This is a genomic window from Gulosibacter sp. 10 (assembly GCF_900163695.1).
Taxonomy (GTDB): Bacteria; Actinomycetota; Actinomycetes; order Actinomycetales; family Microbacteriaceae; genus Gulosibacter.
Map to the genome: position 1 here is coordinate 1 of NZ_FUIC01000026.1, position 22,208 is coordinate 22,208.

Annotated in this window: 17 protein-coding genes; 15 read left to right on the forward strand and 2 right to left on the reverse strand. The window is 69.0% G+C overall.

The annotated features are described in order from the left end of the window. Positions 1 to 217: 217 nt before the first annotated feature. On the reverse strand, positions 218 to 1,018 hold the full coding sequence (locus FM112_RS10200; RefSeq protein WP_087007147.1) for a sugar phosphate isomerase/epimerase: 801 nt from the start codon (positions 1,016 to 1,018) through the stop codon (positions 218 to 220). 119 nt (positions 1,019 to 1,137) lie between these two features. Between FM112_RS10200 and FM112_RS10205 the strand changes: the two genes are divergently transcribed. The 13 genes from FM112_RS10205 (at position 1,138) to FM112_RS10265 (ending at position 17,198) form a co-directional block, all read left to right on the forward strand. Then, positions 1,138 to 4,215: a Na+/H+ antiporter subunit A gene (locus tag FM112_RS10205; RefSeq protein WP_087007149.1), complete on the forward strand. Its 3,078-nt coding sequence runs from the start codon at positions 1,138 to 1,140 to the stop codon at positions 4,213 to 4,215. Beyond that, entirely contained in the window at positions 4,212 to 4,727 is a 516-nt protein-coding gene (locus FM112_RS10210) for a Na(+)/H(+) antiporter subunit C (RefSeq protein WP_087007151.1), read from the forward strand. The genes FM112_RS10205 and FM112_RS10210 overlap by 4 nt, the downstream gene beginning before the upstream one ends. Next, positions 4,724 to 6,307 (forward strand): Na+/H+ antiporter subunit D, encoded by a 1,584-nt coding sequence (locus FM112_RS10215; RefSeq protein ID WP_087007152.1) that lies wholly within the window; start codon positions 4,724 to 4,726, stop codon positions 6,305 to 6,307. Before FM112_RS10210 ends, FM112_RS10215 begins: the two co-directional genes overlap by 4 nt. Then, a complete protein-coding gene (locus FM112_RS10220; RefSeq protein WP_176386781.1) occupies positions 6,304 to 6,972 on the forward strand; it encodes a Na+/H+ antiporter subunit E in 669 nt (222 codons plus the stop codon). Before FM112_RS10215 ends, FM112_RS10220 begins: the two co-directional genes overlap by 4 nt. Beyond that, the gene (locus FM112_RS10225) at positions 6,972 to 7,337 is read left to right on the forward strand and encodes a monovalent cation/H+ antiporter complex subunit F (protein ID WP_087007156.1); all 366 of its coding nucleotides are present in this window, start codon (positions 6,972 to 6,974) and stop codon (positions 7,335 to 7,337) included. Before FM112_RS10220 ends, FM112_RS10225 begins: the two co-directional genes overlap by 1 nt. Continuing rightward, positions 7,334 to 7,828 (forward strand): monovalent cation/H(+) antiporter subunit G, encoded by a 495-nt coding sequence (gene mnhG, locus FM112_RS10230; RefSeq protein WP_087007157.1) that lies wholly within the window; start codon positions 7,334 to 7,336, stop codon positions 7,826 to 7,828. The genes FM112_RS10225 and mnhG overlap by 4 nt, the downstream gene beginning before the upstream one ends. A gap of 28 nt (positions 7,829 to 7,856) precedes the next feature. Then, positions 7,857 to 9,560, forward strand: a complete 1,704-nt coding sequence (ilvD, locus tag FM112_RS10235) for a dihydroxy-acid dehydratase (protein ID WP_087007159.1) — start codon at positions 7,857 to 7,859, stop codon at positions 9,558 to 9,560. Between the two features lie 54 nt (positions 9,561 to 9,614). Further along, positions 9,615 to 11,417, forward strand: coding sequence for an acetolactate synthase large subunit (locus tag FM112_RS10240; protein WP_087007161.1), 1,803 nt, complete (start codon positions 9,615 to 9,617; stop codon positions 11,415 to 11,417). A 6-nt stretch (positions 11,418 to 11,423) separates the two neighbouring features. Then, on the forward strand, positions 11,424 to 11,930 hold the full coding sequence (gene ilvN / locus FM112_RS10245; protein ID WP_087007163.1) for an acetolactate synthase small subunit: 507 nt from the start codon (positions 11,424 to 11,426) through the stop codon (positions 11,928 to 11,930). 51 nt (positions 11,931 to 11,981) lie between these two features. Next, a complete protein-coding gene (gene ilvC / locus FM112_RS10250; RefSeq protein WP_087007165.1) occupies positions 11,982 to 13,007 on the forward strand; it encodes a ketol-acid reductoisomerase in 1,026 nt (341 codons plus the stop codon). A 220-nt stretch (positions 13,008 to 13,227) separates the two neighbouring features. Continuing rightward, positions 13,228 to 14,880 (forward strand): DASS family sodium-coupled anion symporter, encoded by a 1,653-nt coding sequence (locus FM112_RS10255; RefSeq protein WP_087007179.1) that lies wholly within the window; start codon positions 13,228 to 13,230, stop codon positions 14,878 to 14,880. Positions 14,881 to 15,016: 136 nt separating this feature from the next. Beyond that, positions 15,017 to 16,063: a 3-isopropylmalate dehydrogenase gene (locus tag FM112_RS10260; protein ID WP_087007167.1), complete on the forward strand. Its 1,047-nt coding sequence runs from the start codon at positions 15,017 to 15,019 to the stop codon at positions 16,061 to 16,063. Positions 16,064 to 16,100: 37 nt separating this feature from the next. Then, positions 16,101 to 17,198, forward strand: coding sequence for a branched-chain amino acid aminotransferase (locus FM112_RS10265; protein WP_087007169.1), 1,098 nt, complete (start codon positions 16,101 to 16,103; stop codon positions 17,196 to 17,198). A gap of 105 nt (positions 17,199 to 17,303) precedes the next feature. Here the strand turns inward: FM112_RS10265 and FM112_RS10270 are convergent, their stop codons facing one another. Then, complete coding sequence (locus FM112_RS10270; protein ID WP_176386782.1) at positions 17,304 to 18,746, reverse strand: PucR family transcriptional regulator; 1,443 nt, start codon at positions 18,744 to 18,746, stop codon at positions 17,304 to 17,306. 144 nt (positions 18,747 to 18,890) lie between these two features. Here FM112_RS10270 and gabT point away from each other — a divergent pair, with 144 nt between their 5' ends. Both gabT and FM112_RS10280 read left to right on the forward strand, forming a co-directional pair. Beyond that, a complete protein-coding gene (gene gabT, locus FM112_RS10275) occupies positions 18,891 to 20,222 on the forward strand; it encodes a 4-aminobutyrate--2-oxoglutarate transaminase (RefSeq protein ID WP_087007173.1) in 1,332 nt (443 codons plus the stop codon). 827 nt (positions 20,223 to 21,049) lie between these two features. Then, complete coding sequence (locus FM112_RS10280; RefSeq protein WP_140400654.1) at positions 21,050 to 22,114, forward strand: hypothetical protein; 1,065 nt, start codon at positions 21,050 to 21,052, stop codon at positions 22,112 to 22,114. Positions 22,115 to 22,208: the final 94 nt, after the last annotated feature.

Below are 22,208 nucleotides of genomic sequence, written 5' to 3' on the forward strand. Positions count from 1 at the left end.
GCATGGGGGACTGTGTGGGAGAGTAGGACACTGCCGGACTCTTTTTGAATGAAGTTGAGGTGGGTACCCGGTGGGGTACCCACCTCACTTGCTTTTCCGGGTCGGGTAGAACCGGAACTCGGAGAATAGAGAGAGGGGGCTTTCGAGCCCCCGTTTTTGGTTAACGAGGCATCGCGTCGACGCGGGCTTCTCGGTGCGGAGCGCATGGCCGGCGCCGCTACCAGCTCTGCCGAAGATTCCGCCTCGCGAACTCCGCCGTCTTGCGCAGGATCCGCAGCCGCTCCGTCTCGCTCTTCGCCGAGCGCGTGTTGACCTCCGCCACGACGTGGCCGGAGAAGCGGATGTCGTCGAGGTACTGCAGCGTCTCCGCCACCGGCTGCCCGCCCTGCCCGGGGAACAGGTGCTCGTCCCAGAGCTTGGCGCCGCCGCCGGGCGCCTGCCCGTCGCAGAGGTGCACGTGCTTCAGACGCCTGCCCGCGGCCCGGGCCATCTCGAGGGCGTCGTCGCCCGAGAGCGCGGCATGCGAGAAATCCAGGGTGATCGAGTCGCAGTCCATCTCCACCGGATCGATACCCGGCAGATAGGCCTGCCGGCCGCTGCCGCCGCCGATGTTCCAGGGGAACATGTTCTCGACCGCGACGGTCACACCCGTCGTGCGCTCGAGCTGCCGGACCAGGCGGAGGAAGTTGAGCGCGTAGCGCCCCTGCCAGCGGAAGGGCGGATGCACGACGACGCAGCTCGCCCCCACGTCGTACGCGAGCTCCACGGTCCGCTCGAGCTTCTTCGCCGGCTTCGTGCCCCAGACGAACTGCGTGTAGAAGAGCACCGGTGCGTGGATCGCGAGCACCGGCAGGTCGTGCTTGCGCATGAGCGCGCGCATCGCCGGAGCCGACCGGGTGGCGTCCTCGGTCGACACCATGACCTCCATGCCGTCGAACCCGGCCCGCTTGGCGATCTTGAACGACGCGTCGAGCGATTTGGGGAACGTGCACGAGGTGCTCATGCCTATCTTGATCATCGCCCTCAGCGTAACCCCGGCCCATGTCAATGCTCCGCGGGCGTCCTCGGAGGCCCCTCCGTGCGACTAGAATGTTGAAGTCGCAAGTATTGAATGAGTCGTGAGGAAGGTGCGTGGGCATGATCGTTCTTCTCGCACTCTTCGGAGTCGCGAGTTGCGCGATGCCCGCTCTTCGGCGTCTGCCGGGGAACGCGCTGTTCTACGTCGCCGCAGCGGTCTCGGCGGTCGCCGCCGTCTGGACCGCATCGCTCGCTCCGACGGTGTTCGCCGGAGAAGCCTGGACCCTGCAGATCGAATGGCTGCCCCTGCTCGGGCTGGACCTGACGTTCCGGATCGATGCGCTCAGCTGGGTGCTCGCCATGATCGTCACCGTCGTGGGGGCCCTCGTGCTGGTGTACTGCGCCGGCTACTTCCAGAAGGACGAGTCGGGGCGCGGGCGGTTCGCCGGCGTGCTCCTCGCCTTCGCGGGCGTGATGTTCGGCCTCGTCACGGCCGACAACATGTACCTCATGTTCGTCTTCTGGGAGGGGACGAGCATCTTCTCGTACCTCCTCATCGGCCACTACACCAGCCGGCGCGCGTCCAGGGCCTCGGCGATGCAGGCGCTGCTCGTCACCACCTTCGGCGGGCTCGCGATGCTCGTGGGCCTCGTCCTGCTCCATTCGCTGGCCGGCAGCGCCGAGTTCTCGCAGATCATCGGCCAGGGGCTCGAGCCGAGCGGGGCGCTCATCACCGCGCTCATGCTCATCCTCGTCGGAGCCGGATCGAAGTCGGCCCTCGTGCCCTTCCACTTCTGGCTCCCCGGCGCCATGGCGGCGCCCACCCCGGTCTCCGCGTACCTGCACGCGGCGTCCATGGTGAAGGCCGGCATCTACCTCATCCTTCGGCTCATGCCCGAGTTCGGCGACGTCCCCGGCTTCCGCGAGGTGCTCATCATCGTGGGCACCTGGACCATGCTCGTGGGCGGGTGGCGCTCGCTGCGGCAGTTCGACCTCAAGCTCATCCTCGCCTACGGCACGGTCTCCCAGCTCGGGTTCATGACCGCGATCGCCGGATTCGGCGGCCGCGACGCCGGGCTCGCGGCGCTGGCGATGGTCGTCGGCCACGCCTTGTTCAAGGCCACGCTCTTCCTCGCCGTCGGCATCATCGACCACCGCACCGGCACGCGCGACATCCGCAAGCTCTGCGGGCTCGGCCGCAAGGCGCCCGTGCTGGCCGTCACCACGATCATCGCCGCGGCTTCGATGGCGGGCATCCCGCCGCTGTGGGGCTTCGTGGCGAAGGAGAGCGTGTTCTCCGCCTTCATCGAGGCGGCCGCGCACGGCGACGCCTTCGGCCTCGTCGCGGTCATCGGCACCGCGCTCGGCTCGGTCCTCACCGTGGGCTACACGCTCCGCTTCCTCCACGGCGCCTTCGGCAAGAAGCCGGGCATCCACGCCGTCAAGGACGCCAAGGAGCACGCCGTCGAGCTCGTCTCGCCCGTGCTGCTCGTCGCCGCCACCGTCGTGTTCCCCTTCTTCGCGGGCGCGATCGACCGGGTCATCGCCCTCTACGCCGACTCGATGCCGGCGCTGGATCCGGAGCACCCCTACCACCTGGCGATCTGGCACGGCCTCGAGCCGGCGCTCGGGGTCTCGGCGCTCACGCTGCTCCTCGGCATCCTGCTCTTCCTCGGGCGCAAGCCGATCGCCCGATTCCAGGCGCGGGTGCCGGACATCATCGAGTCCTCCCGCGGCTACTGGTTCTCGCTGCGCGTCACCGACACGATCGCCGCCAGGCTCACGGCCTCGACGCAGCGCGGCTCGCTGCCGGGGTACCTCGCGACGATCCTGCTCGTCCTCTCCGCGGCGGTCGCGGTCGTCTTCGTCGCGCGCGACGTGGCGGCGGGGGACGTGCGCTTCGAGTGGACCTGGGTGCAGCTCGCGATCGTGATCATCATCGCGCTCGCCGCGTTCGCCACCACCAGGGCGAACAAGCGCTTCCAGGGCGTGATCCTCGTCGGCGTGACGGGCTACTCGCAGGCGGCGATCTTCGCGATCTCCGGCGCCCCCGACCTCGCGACCACGCAGGCGCTCATCGAGACGCTGTCGCTCATCGTGTTCGTGCTCGTGCTGCGCCGGCTGCCCGCGCGGCACTCCGAATCGCACGAGCACAACCTCCGCTCGTGGGTGCGCTGGATCATCGCCTTCGCCGTGGCCATCGCGATCGCCGCGGTGTTCGTGGTGGCCATGGGCGCGCGCATCGCGGTGCCCGACTACCTCTCCTTCCCGGAGCTCGCGGTGGAGGGCGGCCACGGCCACAACATCGTGAACGTCACCCTGGTCGACATCCGGGGCTGGGACACGATGGGGGAGCTCTCGGTGCTCATCGCCGCCGCGACGGGCGTCGCGAGCCTGGTGTACCTCAACGCGCGCGGCTCGCAGCGGCCCCGCAGCAAGTCGCTCGCACCCCGCGGAGGATTCTTCCGCCGCCCCGACCGCCAGACCATGCGCGAGTCGATCGCGGCCTCGGCCAAGCGCCGCCAGCAGCGCCGCGTGCCGTCCGAGCTGCGGGACAGCAAGTCCCATCACGTCTGGCTGCTGGCCGGCCACTCGCTCGCCCCCGAGCACCGCTCGATCGTCGTCGAGGTCGTCGTGCGGCTCGTGTTCCACGCGCTATTCATCGCCTCGCTCTTCCTGCTGTTCTCCGGGCACAACGACCCGGGCGGAGGCTTCGCCGGCGGCGTGGTCGCAGCGCTCGCCCTCGCCGCGCGCTACATGGCCGGCGGCCGCCACGAGCTCGACCAGGCGGTGCGCGTGGACGCGGGCCTCCTGCTCGGCGTCGGCATGGTGCTCGCCGCCGGCACGGCCCTCGTGCCGATGTTCTTCGGCCACCCGCCGCTCACCTCGTTCTGGGTCGACCAGGAGATCGAGGGCGTCGGGCACCTCATCTTCGTGACCTCGACGATCTTCGACATCGGCGTCTACCTCATCGTGATCGGCCTGGCCATCGACGTGCTCCGCTCGCTCGGCAGCGAACTCGACGTGCAGGCGGAGGAGGCCCGCGCCGGCTCGCTGCGCATGAGCGAGCAGGTGCTCGACGAGGCGGAGGTGCGCGGGAACTTCGAGCCCGCCAAGCCCGTGACCAAGCAGATCCCCGTGCAGTCGCCGCGGCGCGACCGCGCCGCGAACGGCGACGTCGAGAGGAGCGACCGATGACCATCAACATCGTCCTGCTCGCCGGGGTGGTCGTGCTGCTCGCCTGCGGCGTCTACCTCCTGCTCGAGCGCAGCTTCACCCGGATGATCCTCGGCGTGCTGCTCGTCAGCAACGGCACCAACCTGCTCATCTTCCTCACCTCGGGCGACTTCGGCGACGCGCCGCTCGTCGGGGAGGACGGCGAGCTGACCGACTACTCGGACCCGCTGCCGCAGGCCTTCATCCTCACCGCGATCGTCATCGGCTTCGCGACGCTCGCCTTCATGCTCGCGCTGCTCTACCGCTCGTGGAAGCTCGTGCGCGCCGACACCGTGAGCGACGACGAGGAGTCGGTGGCGCTGCGCCACGTCGACCCCGAGGCCGACGACGAGGTGTTCGAGGAGGCCGAAGGGCCCGACACCGAGTTCGGCACCTCCGCCGAAGCCGCGGTGCCGAGCGCCATCAAGATGGAGAAGATCGACGACACCGGGGAGCACGATCTCCGGAGTCCGCAGAAGGAGGAGGGCGAATGAACTGGCTCGTGCCGCTGATCGTCCTCGTCCCGCTGCTCGGCGCCGCGATCACGCTGACCGCCGCGCGCAGGCAGCGCCTGCAGATCATCCTGGCGAGCATCACCATGGTGCTCGCGCTCGGGATCTCGATCGCGCTGCTCGTCGTGGTGCACACCCAGGACCAGGCGCTCGTCATCCAGGTCGGGGGCTGGGCCGCGCCGTTCGGCATCTCGCTCGTCGTCGACCGCCTCTCCGCGCTGCTCGTGCTGGTCACGAGCGTCGTGCTCATCGCGGTCATGGCGTTCTCGATCGGGCAGGGCGCCGCGGACGGGGACGAGGAGACGCCGGTCTCGATCTTCTACCCCACCTACCTGGTGCTCGCCGCGGGCGTGTACAACGCCTTCATCGCGGGCGACCTCTTCAACCTCTACGTCGGCTTCGAGATCCTCCTCGTCGCGAGCTTCGTGCTCATCACCCTCGGCGGCACCGCCTCGCGCATCCGCGCGGGCGTCACGTACGTCGTGGTCTCGCTCATCTCCTCCATCCTGTTCCTCGTGTCGATCGCGATGGTCTACGCGTCCGTGGGCACGGTGAACATGGCGGAGATCTCGACGCGCATGCCCGAGGTCGACGAGAACGTGCAGCTGCTCATCCACCTCATGCTGCTCATCGCCTTCGGCATCAAGGCGGCGCTCTTCCCGCTGTCGTTCTGGCTGCCCGACTCGTACCCCTCGGCACCCGCGCCGGTGACGGCGGTGTTCGCGGGCCTGCTCACCAAGGTCGGCGTGTACGCCATCCTGCGCACCGAGTCGCTGCTGTTCGCCGACAACGACATCTCGATACTGCTGATCGTGGTCTCGATATTCACGATGCTCGTGGGCATCCTCGGCGCCGTCGCCCAGGCGGGCATCCGCAGGATGCTGTCGTTCACCCTCGTGAGCCATATCGGCTACATGATCTTCGGCATCGCGCTCGGCACCGAGCTCGGCTGGGCCGCGACGGTGTACTACATCATGCACCACATCCTCGTGCAGACGACGCTCTTCCTCGTGACGGGCCTCATCGAGCGCATCGCGGGCACCTCCACGCTCACGCACCTCGGCGGCATGTTCGCGAGAGCGCCCTACGTGGCCGTGCTGTTCTTCATCCCGCTCCTCAACCTCGGCGGCATCCCGCCGTTCTCCGGCTTCATCGGCAAGATCGCCCTGTTCGTCGCGGGCGCCGAGGGCACCACGCTGCAGGTGCCGCAGCCGCTCGTCTGGGTGGCGATCGGCGTCGGAGCCGCCACCAGCCTGCTCACCCTCTACGCGCTCATCCGCGTGTGGAACCTCGGGTTCTGGCGCTCGGAGGAGGAGATCGAGGACCACGACTCGCAGCTCACCGAGCACCTCGAGGAGGCCCCCGGCGCCGACGTCGTCGAGGAGCAGAAGGACAACTCGATGCTCATGAACATCGCCACCACCGCGATGGTGGCGATCACGATCGCCATGACGGTGTTCGCGGGCCCCATCATCGACATCGCCGACGACGCCTCCGAGCAGCTCAGATCGCCGACCGGCTACGTCTCCGGCGTGCAGGACGAGGAGGGGATCAAGCCGTGAACGAGAAGCAGCAGAACCGCCAGCCGGCCGGCGTGAGCCTGCTCACGCAGCTGCCGCTGCTGGTCGCGCTCATCCTGCTCTGGCACATGCTCTGGGGGCAGTTCGACCTCATCTCGCTCGTGACGGGCATCGCCTTCTCGCTGCTCATCGTGCGCTTCTTCTACCTGCCGCCGGTCGTGCTCTCGGGCCGCTTCCACCTCGGCTGGGGCATCGTGCTGCTCCTGCGGTTCCTGTGGTGGCTCCTGGAGTCCTCGTTCCAGATGGCCTGGCTCGCGGTGCGCCCGCAGCCGGTGCCCACCGCCTCCATCATCGCGGTGAAGCTCCGCACGCACTCCGACTGGCTCATCACCGTGGCCGCGGAGCTGAACATGCTCGTCCCCGGCTCGGTCGTCGTGGAGGTGGACCGCCTGCGCGGCGTCCTCTACCTGCACATCCTGGACGGCGCCACCGACGAGAAGGTGCTGAAGGCGCGTCGCGCCTCGGCCAAGATCGAGGAGGCCATCATGCTCGCCCTCGGCAGCAGAGAGGACATCTGGCGCATCAACAAGGAGCGCAGGTCGCAGGGCCGTCGGCCGCTGCTCGCCTCTCGCTCGCAGCGGCGCTTCGAGACGCGCGCGGAGGAGATCCGCCGCGAGCTCGAGCAGGGATGGGAGGCCGAGCTCTGATGGACCTGCTGTTCTCGATCCTCATCTGGGCGATCGTCGCCTGCCTGGCGCTCGCCGCGCTGATGGCGACGATCCGCATCGTCAGGGGGCCGTCGATCGTCGACCGCATGGTCGGCTCCGACACGCTCGCGACCGTGCTCATCTGCTCGCTCAGCGCGGACATGGCCATCCGCGGGCACACGACCACGCTGCCGCTCGTGCTCGGCCTCGCGATGACCGCCTCGGTCGGGACCATGGCGGTGGCCCGCTTCGTCTCCCGCGACCGGCCGCGCCGCAACTACAAGACCGGCGACGAGGAGACGACCGCGGACATCGCCGGCGCCGAGGCCGACGGGCACGGCGGGACGAAGGAGGGGACCCGATGAGCGGCAACCAATGGCTCGACCTCGCGACCCTCGTGCTCGTGCTGCTCGGCGCGCTGCTCTCGCTCTCCGCGGGCATCGGCCTGCTCCGCTTCAGCGACATGATCGGCCGCCTGCACGCGCAGTCCAAGCCCCAGGCGGCCGGGCTGCTCTTCATCCTCGTGGGGCTCGCGATCCAGCAGACCGGCTGGACGACCACGCTCTTCCTCATCCCGATCGTCGTGTTCCAGTTCCTCACGACCCCGGCGGCCGGCATGGTCCTCGCCCGCGGCGGCTACCGCTCGAAGCACTACGAGCACGTGCCGCTGCACGTGGACGAGCTGGAGGCGGAGGTCGAGCGCGCGCAGCGGGCCGAGGAGCGGGCCGAGGCCCGCGAGCGGCAGCGGCTGCGCGAGCACTCGGGACCGGGTGCCGAAACGCTCGAGCGCGACGAGATGGAGGCGCAGACGAAGCGCGACATCGACCCGGAGTCGCCCGGATCGGTCTCCTTGTAGCCGGTCGATTCGTGCGTAGGATGGGGTCATGCGTGAGCACGACATCGATACCAAGCCGAAATCCCGTGCCGTCACCGACGGCATCGAAGCCACCGCCTCGCGCGGCATGCTCCGCGCCGTCGGCATGGGCGACGACGACTGGGCCAAGCCCCAGATCGGTATCGCGAGCTCGTGGAACGAGATCACGCCCTGCAACCTGAGCCTCGACCGGCTCGCGCAGGGCTGCAAGGAGGGCGTGCACGCCGGCGGCGGATACCCGCTGCAGTTCGGCACCGTATCGGTCTCCGACGGCATCTCGATGGGCCACGAGGGCATGCACTTCTCGCTCGTCTCGCGCGAGGTGATCGCCGACTCGGTCGAGGTCGTCATGGAGGCGGAGCGGCTCGACGGCTCCGTGCTGCTCGCGGGCTGCGACAAGTCGCTGCCCGGCATGCTCATGGCCGCCGCCCGGCTCAAGCTCTCCAGCGTGTTCCTCTACGCCGGCTCGATCATGCCCGGCTACGTGCGCCTCAGCGACGGCACGGTCAAAGAGAACGTGACGGTCATCGACGCGTTCGAGGCCGTCGGCGCCTGCAAGGCCGGGCTCATGACCGAGGAGGACCGCAAGCGCATCGAGGAGGCCATCTGCCCGGGCGAGGGCGCCTGCGGCGGCTTCTACACCGCGAACACGATGGCCTCGGTCGCCGAGGCGCTCGGCATGTCCCTGCCCGGCTCCGCCGCGCCGGCCTCCGCCGACCGCCGCCGCGACTACTACGCGCACAAGTCCGGCGAGGCCGTCGTCGAACTGCTGCGCCGGGGCATCACGACCGAGCACATCCTCACGAAGAAGGCGTTCGAGAACGCCATCGCCGTGGTGATGTGCATGGGCGGCTCGACCAACGCCGTCCTGCACCTGCTCGCCATCGCGCGCGAGGCCGAGGTCGACCTCACGCTCGACGACTTCAACCGCATCGCTGACAAGGTGCCGCACCTGGCGGACATGAAGCCCTTCGGCCAGTACGTCATGAACGACCTCGACCACGTGGGCGGCATCCCCGTGGTGATGAAGGCGCTGCTGGACGCGGGCATGCTCCACGGCGACGCCCTCACCTGCACCGGCAAGACGGTCGCCGAGAACCTCGAGGAGCTGGCCCCCGAGCCGCTCGACGGCGAGATCGTCCACACGATCGACAACCCGATCCACGAGACGGGCGGCATCTCGATCCTCTCCGGCTCGCTCGCGCCGCAGGGCGCGGTGGTGAAGTCGGCCGGCTTCGACCTCGACGTGTTCGAGGGCCCCGCGCGGGTCTTCGAGCGCGAGCGCGAGGCGATGGACGCGCTGACCCGCGGCGAGATCTCCTCCGGGGACGTGGTCGTCATCCGGTACGAGGGTCCGAAGGGCGGGCCCGGGATGCGCGAGATGCTCGCGATCACGGGCGCGATCAAGGGAGCGGGGCTCGGCAAGGATGTACTATTGTTGACTGACGGTCGATTCTCAGGCGGCACAACCGGCCTGTGCATTGGCCACGTCGCACCAGAAGCAGTGGACGCCGGTCCCATCGCCTTCGTCCGCGACGGAGATCTCATTCGGGTCGATATCGCAGCCCGCACTCTCGACCTACTCGTCGACGAGTCGGAGCTCGCAGCCCGCCGTGAAGGCTGGGCACCGCTCCCTCCCCGCTACACGCGCGGCGTGCTCGCAAAATACGCGAAGCTCGTCAAGTCCGCGTCCGAGGGCGCCATCACCGGCTAAGCAGTCTGCATCGCTTGGCCCCACCGACTCATACCTTGAGGGATTGACCAATCAATGTCACGTGAAACACCACGGTCCGCCGGCGCGAGCGCGCCCGCGGAAAGCATCGCCCCCGAACGCATGACCGGAGCGCAGGCGGTCGTCCGCACGCTCGAGCTGCTCGGCGTCACCGATGTCTTCGGCCTCCCCGGCGGCGCGATCCTGCCCGCCTACGACGCCATCCACGGCGCGGAGAAGCTCAACCACATCCTCGTGCGGCACGAGCAGGGCGCCGGCCACGCGGCCGAGGCCTACGCGGTCGCCTCCGGCGGAGTCGGCGTGTGCATCGCCACCTCCGGCCCCGGCGCCACGAACCTCGTCACCGCGATCGCGGACGCGCACATGGACTCCGTGCCGATGCTCGCGATCACCGGCCAGGTCTTCTCGACCCTCATGGGCACGGATGCGTTCCAGGAGGCGGACATCGTGGGCATCACGATGCCGATCTCGAAGCACTCCTTCCTCGTGAGCCGCGCGGAGGACATCCCGCAGGCGATCGCCAGCGCGTACCACCTCGCGTCCACGGGCCGTCCCGGCCCCGTGCTCGTCGACATCACGAAGGACGCGCAGCAGAACGAGTTCGAGTTCACGTGGCCCGTCAAGCTCGACCTGCCCGGCTACCGCCCGATCACGAAGGCGCACGGCAAGCAGATCCTCGCCGCGTGCGAGATGCTCAACCAGGCGAAGAAGCCCGTGATCTACGCCGGCGGCGGCATCATCCGCGCCGAGGCCTCGCCCGAGCTCCTCGAGCTCGCGGAGCTCTCGGGCGCGCCCGTGGTCACCACGCTCATGGCCCGCGGCGCGTTCCCGGACTCGCACGAGCAGATGCTCGGGATGCCCGGCATGCACGGCACGGTGCCCGCCGTGCTCGCGCTGCAGGAGGCCGACCTGCTGTTCACGATCGGCGCCCGGTTCGACGACCGCGTCACCGGCAAGGCCGACCTGTTCGCGCAGAACGCGAAGGTCGTGCACATCGACATCGACCCGGCCGAGATCTCCAAGATCCGCACGGCCGACGTGCCGATCGTGGGCGACGCGAAGGAGGTCCTCGCCGACGTGAACCGCGCGCTGCGCGACCGGCAGGACGCCGAGAAGGCCGACCTCGGGCCCTGGTGGGAGTACCTCGACGGGCTCCGCGCCGAGTTCCCGCGCGGCTACGCGCCCACCACCGACGGCCTGCTCGCCCCGCAGCACATCATCGAGCGCATCAGCGCGCTGAGCCCCGACGACGCCATCTACGCGGCGGGCGTGGGCCAGCACCAGATGTGGTCGGCGCAGTTCCTCGAGCTCAACCACCCGAACACCTTCCTCAACTCGGGCGGCGCCGGCACGATGGGCTACTCGGTCCCCGCCGCGATGGGCGCGCAGGTGGCGCAGCCCGACCGCGTCGTGTGGGCGATCGACGGCGACGGCTGCTTCCAGATGACCAACCAGGAGATCGCGACCTGCGTGCTGGAGAACATCCCGATCAAGATCGCGGTGATCAACAACTCCTCGCTCGGCATGGTGCGCCAGTGGCAGACGCTCTTCTACGACGGCCGCTACTCGAACACCGATCTCAACACGGGCCACGACACGGTCCGCGTGCCCGATTTCGTGAAGCTCGCCGACGCCTACGGCGCCCTCGGCATCCGCGTCGAGCGCGAGGACGAGATCGACGCGGCGATCGAGCAGGCGCTCGCCTGCAACGACCGCCCCGTCGTGATCGACTTCGTGGTCTCGGCCGACGCCATGGTGTGGCCGATGGTCCCCCAGGGCGTCTCGAACAGCTTCATCAACTACGCGCGGGACGCGAGCCCCGCCTACGAGGGGGAGTAAGCACACATGTCGAAGCACATCCTGTCGCTGCTGGTCGAGGACAAGCCCGGCCTCCTCGCGCGCGTCTCGGGGCTCTTCTCGCGCCGCGGCTACAACATCGACTCGCTCGCGGTCGGCAGCTCGGAGATCGAGGGACTCTCGCGCATGACGGTGGTCGTGGACGTCGAGGACTTCCCGCTCGAGCAGGTGACCAAGCAGCTCAACAAGCTCGTCAACGTCATCAAGATCGTGGAGCTCAGCCCCGAGTCCGCGGTGGAGCGCGAGCACGTGCTCATCAAGGTGCGCGTGGACAAGCAGACGCGCTCCGAGGTCATCGAGGCCGTGAACCTGTTCCGCGCCCGCATCGTCGACGTCGCGAACGACTCGCTCGTGATCGAGGCGACGGGGGACTCGGGCAAAGTCCGGGCGCTGCTCCGTATCCTCGAGCCGTACGGCATCCGGGAGATGGTGCAGTCGGGCCTCATCGCCATCGGGCGCGGGCCGAAGTCCATCACCGAGCGCGTCTACCGCTAACCACCATCAACCAACTCCGCAATCACACTCTCTAAGGAGCACACACCCAATATGGCTGAGATCTTCTACGACAAGGACGCCGACCTCTCGATCATCCAGGGCAAGAAGGTGGCCGTCGTCGGCTACGGCTCGCAGGGCCACGCCCACGCCCAGAACCTCCGCGACTCCGGGGTTGAGGTCGTCATCGCGCTCCGCGACGGGTCCAAGTCGGCCGAGAAGGCCAAGGAGGCCGGATTCGAGGTCAAGAACAACGCGGACGCCGCGGAGTGGGCCGACCTCATCATGATCCTCGCGCCGGATCAGAGCCAGCGCGCGCTGTTCGCGAACGACATCGAGCCGCACCTGACGCCGGGCAAGACGATCGCCTTCGCGCACGGCTTCAACATCCGCTTCGGCTACATCACCGCGCCCGAGGGTGTCGACGTGATCATGATCGCCCCCAAGGGCCCGGGCCACACGGTCCGCCGCGAGTACGAGGCCGGCCGCGGCGTCCCCGTCATCGCCGCCGTCGAGGTGGACGCCTCGGGCAGCGCATGGGACACCGCGTGGAGCTACGCCTCCGCGGTCGGCGGCCTCCGCGCCGGCGGCATCAAGACCACCTTCACCGAGGAGACCGAGACCGACCTGTTCGGCGAGCAGGCCGTGCTCTGCGGCGGCACCTCGCGCCTCATCCAGCAGGGCTTCGAGGTCCTCACCGAGGCCGGCTACCAGCCCGAGATCGCCTATTTCGAGGTGCTCCACGAGCTCAAGCTCATCGTCGACCTCATCTGGGAGGGCGGCATCACCAAGCAGCGCTGGAGCGTGTCGGACACCGCCGAGTTCGGCGACTACGTCTCGGGCCCCCGCGTGGTCGACGAGCACGTCAAGGAGAACATGAAGGCCGTCCTCGCGGACATCCAGTCGGGCGCCTTCGCGAAGCGCTTCATCGACGATCAGGACGCCGGCGCGCCCGAGTTCAAGAAGCTCCGCGACGAGCAGGAGGCGCACCCGATCGAGAAGACCGGTCAGGAGCTCCGCAAGCTGTTCGCGTGGCAGCAGACCGACGCGGACTACACCGACGGCTCGGCCGCCCGCTAGGGTCCGTCCGAATACGTCCCCGTATCGAGTGGCGCGGTGCCGAGGCACCGCGCCACCGTCGTTTTCCAGTCGGATCGGGAATAACTCGGAATGCGCCGCTGCGAGAAGCGAGCGAAGAGCTTCCAAACTCGGTAGATTGTCAGCACCGCGGTCGCAGCCCGACGAAGGGCGGACGACCCGGATCACGGATACCGGCATGCATTCGAACAACGGAGGCGACATGTCCGAGCCCAAAGTTCCCGACTACCTGCAGAAACTCAAGCCCGACCCGAACAGGGGTCGCGAGATCGACTTCCAATCCCCGGGAGAGCGCGCACCGGGCATCACCAAACGGTCCAATACCACCCGCTGGATCGGATTCGCGCTCGGCCTCGTGCTCGCGCTGGCCGCGTTCTTCCTCCTGCCGCAGGAGATGCCGCATAACGCTCGGCTGACCGCGGCGACCGCGCTGCTCATGGCGTGCTGGTGGATGAGCGAGGCGCTGCCGATCCCCGCGACCGCGCTCATGCCGCTCGTGATCTTCCCCACGCTCTCGGAGGCGCTGCCGGACGAGGAGGGCGAACTGGTGAGGATCGGCTTCGACAGCGTCGGCGCCTCGTACGGCAACAACGTCATCTTCCTCTTCCTCGGCGGATTCCTCCTCGCCCTGTCGATGCAGCGCTGGAACCTGCACCGTCGCATCGCGCTGCTCGTCCTCAGGGTGATGCCGAACAAGCCGGGCGCCATGATCGGCGGCTTCATGATCGCGACCGGCTTCCTCTCGATGTGGGTGTCGAATACGGCGACCGCAGTCATGATGCTCCCGATCGGGATGTCGGTGCTCGCGCTCGTGCATCAGGTGACGGGGCAGAGCCCGGATGCGGAGCGCGGGTCGACGACCCGGGAAGAGTCCGCGGCCGTCGATATCGGTGCGGCCATCAAATCGAACTTCGGCACCGCGCTCATGCTCGGCATCGCGTATGCGGCCTCGTTGGGGTCGCTGGGCACGCTGATCGGCACACCGCCGAACGCGTTCCTCGCCGGCTACATGAGCCAGAACTTCGATTTCACCATCGGCTTCGGCGAGTGGATGATCGTCGGCGTCCCGCTGTCGGTCGTCTTCCTCTTCATCGCCTGGTGGCTGCTGGTCAAGGTGATCTTCAAGCCCGAGATGGACGAGATCCCGGGCGGCGGCGAGCTCATCCGCAGCGAGCTGGCGAAGCTGGGGAGGATGTCGCGGGGCGAATGGCTCGTGCTGATCGTCTTCGCGGCCACCGCGACGGCGTGGATCACGATTCCGCTCGTCGCATCGGCGCTGGACGTCGAGCCGTGGATCTCGGATGCGGGCATCGCGATCCTCGCCGGCGTGATCCTGTTCCTCACGCCTGCGGGCGCCAACCGCGGGGTGAAGCTGCTCGACTGGAAGAGCGCGAAGGAGCTCCCCTGGGACGTGCTGCTGCTGTTCGGCGGCGGGCTGGCGCTCTCGGCCCAGTTCTCGGATTCGGGCCTCACGGAGGCCATCGGCGAGTTCGCCGCGGGAATGGCGGGCATCCCGATGATCCTCGTCATCGCGATCCTCGCGACGGCGATCCTCTTCCTCACCGAGCTGACCTCGAACACCGCCACCGCGGCCACGTTCGTGCCCGTCTCGGCCGGGATCGCGCTGGGGATGGGCGTCGACCCGCTGCTCTTCGCCGCGCCGGTGGCGCTCGCGGCGACCTGCGCGTTCATGCTGCCGGTGGCGACGCCGCCGAACGCCGTGGCGTACGGCTCCGGATACGTGACCATTCCGCAGATGGTGCGAGGCGGATTCCTGCTCAACCTGATCGGCATCGTGCTCATCACCATCACCGCCGTGACGCTGCTGACCTGGGTGTTCGGCATCGTCTACTAGGGGCGGAGCGCCTCGATCGGCGAGGCCGCGGGGAGGGACGGGATCGCGCATCCCGTCCCTCCTCCGAGTCGTGCGGCGGGGTGCGGAGGACTAGGCTGAACGGGTACCGACCGACTCGAGGAGAGGAAGCGACGGCGTGCGCGACAACATTGATCTTGCGGTGATCGAGGGCGACGGAATCGGGCCGGAGGTGATCGCGGAGGCGCGCAAGGTGCTCCGGGCGGCGCTGCCCGCCGGCGTGACCCTGAGCGAGACGGAGTACCCGTTCAGCGCGCGGCACCTGCTCGAGACCGGCGAGATCCTCTCCGACGAGTCGCTCGAGAAGCTCGCGAAGCACGACGCCATCCTGCTCGGCGCGGTGGGCGGGGACCCCGCGGATCCGCGACTCGCGGGCGGCATCATCGAGCGCGGCCTGCTGCTCAAGCTCCGCTTCGCCTTCGACCACTACATCAACCTGCGCCCGTCCCGGCTGTGGCCGAACACGACGAGCCCGCTCGCGAACCCCGGCGAGATCGACTTCGTCGTGGTCCGCGAGGGCACCGAGGGCTCCTACACCGGCAACGGCGGGGCCGTGCGCGCCGGAACCCCGCAGGAGATCGCGACCGAGGTCTCGGTCAACACCGCCTACGGCGTCGAGCGCACGGTGCGCTACGCCTTCGAGCTCGCGATGACCCGCGACAGGCGCCTCACGCTCGTGCACAAGAAGAACGTGCTCGTCAACGCGGGCGTGCTGTGGAACCGCATCGTCGACGAGGTCTCGGCCGAGTACCCCGAGGTGCGGGTCGACTACCTGCACATCGACGCCGCGACGATCTTCTTCGTGACCGACCCCGGTCGGTTCGACGTCATCGTCACTGATAACCTGTTCGGTGACATCATCACGGACCTCGCCGGAGCGGTCACGGGCGGAATCGGCCTGGCGGCCTCGGGCAACATCAACCCCGACGGCACCTTCCCGAGCATGTTCGAACCGGTACATGGTTCGGCACCGGACATCGCCGGCACCGGCAAGGCGAACCCGACCGCCGCGATCCTCTCCACCGCCATCCTGCTGCGGCACTTCGGCTTCGGCGAGGCCGCCGACCGTGTCGAGGCCGCCTGCGAGGCGGATGTCGTCGAGAGCGGCGCCGCGGACCGCAGCACCGCCGAGATCGGCGACGCGATCCTCGCCCGACTGTCCTGAGTCCTCCATCCACCCATCCAGCCGTTAGGGAAAGTTCATGACCGACCGCGCCCCGCTCGAATTCACGATCGAGCACAACCAGAACCCGACCTCCGACGCCGAGCGCGCGGAGATTCTGGCCAACCCCGGCTTCGGGGTGCGGTTCACCGACCACATGGTCATGATCGACTGGACCGTCGACGGCGGCTGGCGGAACGCGCGCGTCGTCCCCTACGGGCCGCTCTCGCTCAACCCCGCGAACGCGATCTTCCACTACGGCCAGGAGGTCTTCGAGGGGCTCAAGGCCTATCGGCACGAGGACGGCTCGGTGCACACCTTCCGCCCCGAGAAGAACGCCAAGCGGCTGCAGCACTCGGCGCACCGCCTCGCGCTGCCCGAGCTGCCCGTCGAGCTGTTCGTGGAGTCGCTCGAGCAGCTCGTGCGCGTGGACGAGCAGTGGGTGCCCGCCCACGGCGAGGACAAGTCGCTCTACCTGCGCCCCTTCATGATCGCGAACGAGGACTTCCTCGGCGTGCGCGCGGCGGAGACCGTCACCTACATGCTGATCGCCTCGCCCGCGGGCGCGTACTTCAGCGACCCGACCCGGCCCGTGGACATCTGGCTCGAGACCGAGTACTCGCGCGCCGGCCGCGGCGGCACGGGCTCCGCGAAGTGCGGCGGCAACTACGCCGCATCGCTGCTGCCGCAGCTCACCGCCGCGGCGAACGGCTGCGAGCAGGTGCTGTTCCTCGACGCGTGCAGCGAGAAGTTCGTCGAGGAGCTCGGCGGCATGAACATCGTGCTCGTGTACGAGGACGGCACCGTCGTGACCCCGGAATCGGACTCGATCCTCGACTCGGTGACGAACGACTCGCTGCTGCAGCTGTGCGCCGCGGCGGGCGTGAAGACCGAGCGCCGCCCCGTCACGATCGACGAGTGGCGCGAGGGCGCCGCCGCCGGCCGCATCACCGAGGCGATCGCCGTGGGCACCGCCGCGGTGGTCTCGCCCATCGGCACGCTCAAGCACCCCGAGTTCACGATCGAGAACCCGCCGGTCACGGCCGACTCGTTCTCGATGCGCATCCGAGCGAAGCTCACGGGCATCCAGAACGGCGACGAGCCCGACGAGTTCGGCTGGCTGCACCGCCTGGCCTAGGGGGCGCTCCCGCGAACAGATGCGTCGCAGTTCGTCGTTATCGCAGCCCGATGACGACGAACTGCGACGCATCTGTCGTCAGGCCGTGGGGTCCGCGCCGTGTGGTCAGCGGCGCGTGAGCCGGCGGGCGGTGCGGGCGAGCGAGAGCTGCACCGCGTCCGGGATGACGCGCGGGTCGAATCCCGTGATCTGCGCGATCTGCTCGATGCGGTAGCGCACCGTGTTCCGGTGCGTGCCGAGGCGGGCCGCCACCTCGCCGGCGGCGCCGGAGTTCGCGAGATAGGCGTCCAGCGTCGCGACGAGGCTCGTGCCGTGCTCGCGGTCGTGCTGCTCGATCGGCCCGACGATCTCCTCGGCGAGCTCGGCCACGGGGGCGTCCGAGGTGCCGAGGATGAGCGCCGCGATCGAGAGGCGCGGGGCCTCGCCGATCTCCTCGCCCTCGCCGAGGCGGTCGAGGGCGTCGCGCGCCTCGAACCAGCTCCAGCGCAGCGACTGCGTGCCGGGGTAGGGGCCGCCGATGCCCACGCGGGCCGGGATGCCGGCGGCGCGGGTGGCGGCGATGAGCGCCTCGGCCGCGACCTTCGGCTCGGGGCCGGCGGCGTCGACGAGGACCGCGAGCCGGCGATCCAGCACCGTGGCCACCGTATCGGCGAGCGAGGCGGGCAGGGGCACGGCCGCGAGATCGCCGCGGCGGGGGCCCGATCCCGACACCACGAGCATCCGGTAGTTGCGCTTGGGGGCGAGCCCGATCGACTCGAGCCGCGACCCCACCACCTCCGGCGCGAGCCGCCCCGAGATCAGGTCGTCGAGCACCTGGCCCGCCTGCATCCGCACATCCCGCATCCGGCGCGAGCTCTGCGCCAGGTGCAGGCCCACGAGCGTGCGCGAGGCGCTGAGCAGCTCGTCGTCGCGGCGGGGGCGGGAGGCGTGGAGCGTGGCCTGCCCCGCCGGTCCGAGGGCGATGGGCAGCGCGTCCCAGCCCGTGATGCGGGGATCGTCGATCTCGAGCGAGCCGGAGAGCAGCTCGCCGTTCACCGAGACGGCCACGTGCGCGCCGGTCTCGCGGCCCAGGGCCCGCAGCATCGACTCCAGGCCGCCGTCGCCCATGAGCAGCTCCACGAGGCGCTCGCGGCGGCGGTACTGCGATTCGACCCGCTCGACCCGCTCGGATGCGTTCGCCTCGGCCACGCGCTTGGCGACCATCGCGAACGTCACGGCCACGGGCACCTCCAGCACGGGGATCTCGGCGCGGCGGGCCTCGTCGAGCAGCGCCTCGGGGATGCGCTCGTGGGTGAAGCCGACGCCGAAGCCGATGCCGCGCGAGCCGGAGCGGGAGACCGCGTCCACGAAGGTACGGCAGGCGCGGACCGAGCGGAGCCGCATGCCCGTGGTGAGCACGAGCTCGCCGCCCGTGAGGAACGGCCCGGGATCGGCGAACTCGGTCGCCGCCGCCCACTCCAGGCGCTGCTGGAGCACGGGCCCGTGCCCGGTGCGCAGGCGGAGGCCGAGGGTCGGATCCTGAAGCAGCTTGGCGATGGAGATCGACATGGGTCCAGCGTATGGCTTAGCCGACTGCACAACAATTTCTTGTGCGATAGTGCGGGGCGACATCCACCGGCGGCGGCCGCCGAACATACGCTAGCCGCGGAACAGCCAGCCGGCTGCGAGCAGCGAGAAAGAAAGGCAGGAGCGATGGAGTTCCGTCTCGAGCAGAAGCGTCAGATCGTCACCGAGGTCCCCGGCCCCAAGTCGAAGGAGATCGCCGAGCGCCGCGCCAAGTACGTCAGCGCGTCGGTCGGCTCCGCCCTCCCCAGCTACATCGAGCAGGCCGACGGCGCGGTGCTGCGCGACGTCGACGGCAACCAGTTCATCGACTTCGGCTCCGGCATCGGCGTGACCACCGTCGGCAACAGCAGCCCGAAGGTCGTCAAGGCCATCCAGGAGACGGCCGCGGCGAACACCCACCTGCAGATCAACACCGCGCCGTACGAGAACTACGTCGACCTCTGCCAGAAGCTGACCGAGATCACGCCCGGCGACTTCGACAAGAAGGCCGTGCTCTTCAACTCCGGCGCCGAGGCGCTCGAGAACGCGGTGAAGATCGCCCGCAAGCACACCGGCCGCAACGCCATCGTCGTGTTCGAGCACGCCTTCCACGGCCGCACCAACCTCACGATGGCGATGACCTCGAAGAACGCGCCCTACAAGGACGGCTTCGGCCCCTTCGCCCCCGAGGTCTACCGCGCGCCGCTCAGCTACCCCTACCGCGACGCCGAGGGCCTCACCGGCGCCCAGGCGGCGGCCCGCACCATCGACATGATCGACAAGCAGGTCGGCGCGAAGAACGTCGCCGCGATCATCATTGAGCCGCTCGTCGGCGAGGGCGGCTTCATCGTCCCCGCCGAGGGCTTCCTGCCCGCGCTCGTGGAGTACGCGCACGAGAACGGCATCGTCTTCGTCTCCGACGAGGTGCAGGCCGGTATGTGCCGCACCGGCAAGTGGTTCTGCTCGGAGTGGGACGGCATCGAGCCCGACCTCGTCACGAGCGCCAAGGGCATCGCGGGCGGCATGCCGCTGTCGGCCGTGATCGGCCGCGCCGAGATCATGGACGCCTCGCACCCCGGCGGCATCGGCGGCACCTACTCGGGCAACCCGATCGCGAACGCCGCCGCGCTCGCGACCATCGAGGCCTACGAGGAGGAGCACCTCCGCGACGAGGCGCTCCGCATCGAGCAGAAGATCCGCGAGATCCTCGAGCCGCTCGTCGCCGAGCTCGACGTGGTCGGCGAGGTGCGCGGCCGCGGCGCGATGATGGCCGTCGAGCTCGTGACGGGCGCGGACAAGACCCCGAACCCCGAGCTCGTCAAGAAGGTGGTCGCCGACGCGCTCGCGCAGGGCGTCCTCTTCCTGACCTGCGGCACCTACGGCAACGTCGTGCGCTTCCTCCCGCCGCTCGTCATCAGCGACGAGCTGCTCGAGGACGGCCTCGGCGTCCTCGTCGAGGCGATCCGCAAGCACGCGTAGCCCCTGCGAACGCGGCTCCCGGCACCGGATGCGGCGCCGGGAGCCGTTTCGTATCCGCGGCGCGGTTTCTGCACCTGGACGCCGTTCCGTTCTTCGATGCCGTTGCTGCGCGCGACGATTTCTGCGCGCGATGGTTGCTGCGCGCGGTACTGGTTGTTCGGGGACGCGTGATGCCGTGAGAACGCCGCCGTCCGTAGGCCCTCGCTTCGCGCCCCACCGGTAGACAGCCCCGCCCACGATGAGGAGGTCGGCCCCGCCGTGAGGGGCCGGCCTTGCGGTGCGGAGACGGGCCCTGTCGTGCGAAGAGAGGCCCTGTCGTGAGAAGAGGGGCTCTGTCGTGAGGAGAGGGGCTCTGTCGTGAGGAGGCCGACCTTACCGCGAGGAGACCCATCCCTGTCGTGAGGAGGTCGGCCCTACCGCGAGGAAACCCACCCCCGCGAGAAGGAGCCTTGCGATGAGCAGACATCGTCTGCCCGGAGGAGGCGCTCACCGTCGGGAAGTGCCCTTTCTCTCCGATGCGGATATGAGGCAATCGCCCCTTTCACCCGCGGATGTCAGGGAAATGCCGCTCTCACCCGCGGATGCGAGGCAAATGCGCACTTCGGCCCGGATGTGAGGGAAACGCGCGTTTCGCCTGCGGATGTGAGGCAATCGATGGGTTCGCGGCGGTCTAACCCTGCATATCCCTCACATCGGCATATGTCTCATATCCGGAGAGAGGGCTGCCGGAGAGGAATCGCAGTTCGAGGGGGAGGCGGGGAGAAGAAGGGGATATGTCCTCGTCGACGCATGCGGCGTCCGGAGGGAAAGGGGGCGTAAGGAAGCGCGTGCGGAAGGAATCGACTCGATCCGGCGCATCGGCGGCGATTCGTCCACAACCGGCGCGATGGCGGCTGTTCTCCACAGATATCGGCTGGTCGGATACGGAGTACGCAACGCCGCCCTATCGTGCACGCATGCGAAGCCCCACCCCGTTGCCGCAGGCGCTGCGAAAAGCCGGATTCACCTGCGCTGAGGCGCGTCAACTCGGCGTGAGCCGGTCGCGGCTCGACGCGGGTGACCTGCATCGCCCGTATCACGGCGTCCGGACGGTCTTCCGGCCGAAGAGCGACGAGGAGCGCGCGTACGCACTCGGGCTCGCGCTGCCGGAAGGCCACGCGGTCTCGGGACTTCTTGCCGCGAAGCTCTGGGGGTTGCCGCTGCCCGCCGGGTACAGGGAACGACAGGTCGATCTGGAGGTGCTCACCACCTACGAGGGATCGAAAATCGAACTCGAAGGCGTGCGGACCCGGAGGATCCGCCCCGACTGCTTTCAACGTCTGGAACTTCGGGGCATCCCTGTCGTGTCGCCGATGCTCGCGCTCGTGACCGCGAGCAGATATCTCGATCTCGAGTGGACCACGGTGCTGGCGGACGCGCTGCTGACGGATTCGGACCGATACAACGGGCTGTGCTTCGCGGTTCGGCCCTATCTCCGGCTCGATCTGGTGGATGCATTCCTCAAAGCCTTCTCCCGCATCGCCGGCATGCCGAAGGTGCGTTCGGCATTCGAGAGGGCCAGGGGCGGGGTCGAATCGCCGATGGAAACGATCACCCGGATCCGTCTTGTGGATGCGGGGCTGCCGGAGCCGGTGGTGCAGCACGAGGTCGTGCTGTGCGACGGGACGGTCGCGCGCCCCGACCTCGGGTATCCGCATGCGAACAGCTACATCGATTACGAGGGCGATCATCATTCCAGCGACCGCAGGACCTTCGAGCGCGACCTACATCGGGCACGTCTCTTCGAACGCTCCGGGCTGCACCTCATCCGGCTGACCGGTCGCGATCTCCACGGGGAGCGGTTCGCGCATGTCCTGGAGCTTCTCCGCGGCCGTCTCTTCCCGCAACGCTGATCGTGTCCGGCGCCGAACGGACCGGTGTCCGGTATTCGTGCTGCCGCTGCCGCTGCCGCTGCCGCTGCCGCTGCCGCTGCCGCTGCCGCTGCCG